Raw genomic sequence first — 4,082 nt, 5'->3', positions numbered from 1 at the left:
CTGCAACACCTGCTGCCGTTGCCGCGGCGTTGCCGAACAGGCTGCCCCAGCCGCCACTCGTTGCCGTGGCTGGCGGCGCCGATGGTGGTTGCGGCGGAACCGCCTGCGCCGGTGCATTGCCCGTTCCACGTGCCGGGGCCTGGCTCCATGTGTCGCCACCACTGAGAAAGGAGCTGCTGCGCTCCTGCAGGCTCGCCAGTTGCGCGTTGGCCTGTTGCAACGCCCGCTCGAGCAGCAGCGCCCGTTGCACCAGAAGGTAAGTCGCGTCGGGCTGCCGAGCAACGGCGCTGTTGATCAACGCCTCGACTTCCGGATCCCTGGCGCCGAGCTGCGCCTGCGTGAGTTGGGTCAGGAAATCCCGCAGCAACTGGTTCTCTTGCAGATTCATGAGTCTTGCTCCTCTCGGAAGTGGCAATAGGTGGATCGGTCCGCGCCCAGTGGTCAAGCGAAAGCCAACTCGAGAAGCGGCATCGCGCGGTTGACAGCCCCAAGGGTCGCGATCATTCATCCTCGTGCGGGCCTATTGCGGGTCGATGTCGATCACGCTACCAATGAAACACTCCGGCGCGCGAGCTCCGGCAGCCCTAGCGCACGTCAGGTGTAGCGGGTGGCGCGTTCACCGCGCACGAAAGCCCAGAGCTGCAGGCCGAAGCCTTCGGCCGACTCGATGGCTAGGCTGCTGGGAGCGGACATGCAGGCGAGCAGCCCAACGTCCTCACGGGCCAGGCCAGCACCTGCTCGCCGTCTGCACGGCACCAGGGCGGCCGCGTGCAGGAACATCGCAGCGGGGATTCAGCAGTTGGGGCATTCGCGAAGGCGGCGCAGCCGCGCGCGTTCGCAGCCGGCGCCAACACCGGTGGCTTGACCGGTGCAGGCCGCATCGCGTCTAGCTGAACCAAGCTCTCCGGGACACAGAGCCTGCAGCCCGTGCGATCGGCCAACATGCGGCGATGCACCTTCAGCGCTTGTTCGCGGGAGCCCACGTCGCTTTCATAGGTAATCGGCAGTTAATATCATTTGATAGCATCACAGAAGTGAGTGTCTGGTTTTGACTACTGGCGATCGATGTGTGCTTTGAAGAAAGAAAGACCTCGCTACATGGACATGGACAAGGTGACTTTTGGCTTCCTTCTTAAGGATCTGAGCCGCCTCTACGTGCTGCGCTTCGAGCAGCGTGCATGTGGCATCTCGCTGACGCTCACGCAGTGCAGGGCGCTTGTGGAGCTCGACAGGAACGAAGGCACAAGTCAGGTTCGGCTTGCGGAGCTCACCGACGTCGAGCCGATGACGATGGTGCGCATCCTGGACCATATGGAGACCGAGCACCTGATTGAGCGGCGGCCTGACCCCGAGGATCGACGCGTACGCCGCCTCTATCTCACCGACAAAGGCAGGCCCCTGGTAGGCGAGATATGGCGCCTTGCGGAGCTGACGCGTGCCGAGATGTTTTCAGACATCAGCAAGGAAGACCGTCAAGTCTTCATGCGTGTGCTCAAACAGCTGCACGTCAATGCGAGCTCCCTGCTCGACGGTCAGCCGGTATAGACGTCCCGACCAGACTCGCTCCTAAGGCCACTGTCATGTGCGCGAACCACAGTCCGCTCTGAATCAAACCGAACGAATCACGACCATGGATCAATCCGAACAAAAGGCCATCGCCCCGACCGCCGCGAACGAGCCGGATACACCTGCGGCGCCTCCCTGGCGGCGGCGCGCGCGCCTGCCCCTCATGCTGGGCGGCCTGATCGTCGTTGCGGGCCTCGCAGGCTATTTCTATTTGAGTGGCGGCCGTTTCGAATCGACCGACGATGCCTACGTAAAGACGGCCCGCGTTTCCATCAGCGCGAATGTCGCCGGGCGTGTCGTCGAACTCGCGGTGCATGACAACCAGGCGGTGCATACCGGAGATCTGCTCTACCAGCTGGACGATTCGACATTCCGCGTCGCGGTGGAAGAGGCGGAGGCGCAGTTGGCCACCGCACGCCTGCGCATCGGCATGCTAAAGGCGAACTACCGCCAGCGCCAATCCGAGTTGGCATCGGCCCGTGACACCATGGCATTCCAGCAGAGCGAGTTCGACCGTCAGCAGCGCCTGCTTGGTGCGGGCATTGCCTCGCAGGCCCAGGTCGACAAGGCCCGGCACGCGCTCGACGAGGCGCGCGCAGCGATCGCCGGCGCACAGCAGGAAAGCGCCGCCGTCGTGGCACAGCTCGGCGGAAATCCAACACTCGAACCCGACCAGCATCCTGCCGTCAAGGAGGCGCAGGCGAGGCTCGATCGTGCGCGGCTCAATCTCTCGTACACGGTGGTCCGGACGCCCAGCGACGGTGTCGTCACCCGTGTCGAAGAGCTGCAGGTCGGCAGCTATGTGAACGCATCGGTTCCGGTCTTCGCACTCGTCTCGACCGCAGACGTGTGGCTGGAAGCAAACTTCAAGGAGGACCAACTCGTTCACATGCGCGTAGGCCAGGAAGCATCCGTCAACGTCGACAGCTATCCGGGAAAAACGTTCAAAGGCAAGGTCGTGAGCGTGAGTCCGAGTACCGGCGCGCAGTTCTCGGTGTTGCCGCCCGAGAACGCGACCGGCAACTGGGTCAAAGTCGTGCAGCGCCTTCCCGTGCGGATCGAACTCGACGGTATCGATGCGGCCTTCCCTCTTCATGGTGGCCTCAGCGCGTATGTCGACGTGGACACCCGCTACCAGCGCCATTTGTTCGGCTCGAACGAGGTGCTGGCCAAACCGAAGGTGGCCGCCAACTGATGGACAACGTCGCCACCATGGCCGGCCGGGCAGGCGAGGGCTCGCAACGGCGGATCATCACTTTGTTGGTCATGCTCGCATCCATCATGCAGGCGCTCGACAACACGATCGCCAACGTGGCGTTGCCGCGCATCCAGGGATCGCTGTCGAGCACGCAGGACCAGATGACCTGGGTGTTGACGTCGTACATCGTCGCCGCGGCGATCATGACCCCATTGAGCGGATGGCTGGCTGGCCGGTTCGGCCGCAGGCGTGTGTTCCTGATCTCGATCTTCGGCTTCACTGTCGCTTCGGCCTTTTGCGGCCTCGCGCAGAGCCTTCCTGAAATCGTCCTTGCGCGCCTGCTGCAAGGGCTCAGCGGAGCGGCGCTGGTTCCGATGTCGCAGGCAGTGCTGCTCGACATCAACCCACCCGAACACCATGGACGCGCAATGGGCATCTGGGTCATGGGCGTGACGATCGGCCCCATCCTCGGGCCGGCGCTCGGTGGCTGGCTCACCGAGAACTACAACTGGCGCTGGGTCTTCTTCATCAACGTCCCGTTTGGCATCGTATGCTTCTTCGGCCTCCTCGCGTTCATGCGCGAGACCGTACTGCGCAAGTCGCGCTTCGATCTGTTCGGCTTCGCTGCCCTGAGCCTTGCGATTGGCGCTTTTCAGCTCATGTTGGACCGCGGCCAGACCAATGACTGGTTCAATTCCCTCGAGATCCTGATCGAAGCAACGGTCGCCGGCCTCGCGCTCTACCTGTTCGTCGTGCATATGCTGACGACGACGCAGGCGCCTTTCGTCAGTCCGGCGCTTTTCAAAGACCGCAACTTCCTCACCGGCAAGCTCTTCATCTTCATAGTCGGCGTGGTCCTGTTCGCCACGCTCGCGTTGCTGCCGCCGCTGCTCCAGGGGTTGATGAACTATCCGGTGGTATTGACCGGCCTCGTCACGGCGCCGCGCGGCGTAGGCACTCTGCTGGCCATGGTCGTGGTCGGCCGGCTGATGGGCAGGATGGACGCCCGTTACATCATTGCCGCCGGCTTTGCGATGACGGGCATCTCGCTATGGCAGATGACGCATTTCTCGCTCGAGATGGACAGCAGCTTGGTGACCTGGTCCGGGATGCTGCAGGGTTTCGGCACGGGCTTCGTGTATGTGCCTCTCGCGGCGGTCACCTTCGCGACCCTCTCGCCCGCGCTGCGCAACGAAGGCACCGCGGTCTTCAGCCTGATCCGCAACATCGGCAGCAGCGTCGGCATCTCGGTGGTCACGACGCTCCTGACGCGCAATACGCAGATCATGCATTCGCGCCTGGCCGAACACATCACGCC

At 63.3% G+C, this 4,082-nt stretch carries 4 protein-coding genes; 3 read left to right on the top strand and 1 reads right to left on the bottom strand.

What is annotated here, in order from left to right; genetic code table 11:
* The coding region (locus AC1DY5_RS45040; RefSeq protein WP_478120893.1) for a DUF2076 family protein at positions 1–388 on the bottom strand (388 nt) is incomplete at its 3' end.
* Positions 389–1,098: 710 nt separating this feature from the next.
* Between AC1DY5_RS45040 and AC1DY5_RS45035 the strand changes: the two genes are divergently transcribed.
* The 3 genes from AC1DY5_RS45035 to AC1DY5_RS45025 form a co-directional block, all read left to right on the top strand.
* Entirely contained in the window at positions 1,099–1,545 is a 447-nt protein-coding gene (locus AC1DY5_RS45035) for a MarR family winged helix-turn-helix transcriptional regulator (RefSeq protein WP_478120892.1), read from the top strand.
* Positions 1,546–1,582: 37 nt separating this feature from the next.
* The gene (locus tag AC1DY5_RS45030; protein ID WP_478120891.1) at positions 1,583–2,761 is read left to right on the top strand and encodes an HlyD family secretion protein; all 1,179 of its coding nucleotides are present in this window, start codon (positions 1,583–1,585) and stop codon (positions 2,759–2,761) included.
* Positions 2,761–4,082, top strand: a 1,322-nt coding sequence (locus AC1DY5_RS45025) for a DHA2 family efflux MFS transporter permease subunit (protein WP_478120890.1), incomplete at its 3' end; no start/stop codon positions are given. The genes AC1DY5_RS45030 and AC1DY5_RS45025, both read left to right, overlap by 1 nt.

It is taken from the genome of Variovorax sp. P4_D9 (genome assembly GCF_056401695.1).
The sequence above is the reverse complement of the archived record's forward strand: the minus strand, read 5'-3'. Positions and strand labels throughout refer to the sequence as shown.

What these genes read in the sequence shown, in the direction of transcription:
- AC1DY5_RS45035 (WP_478120892.1), top strand. Translation starts at nt 1,099, where the DNA reads ATGGACATGGACAAGGTGACTTTTGGCTTCCTTCTTAAGGATCTGAGC.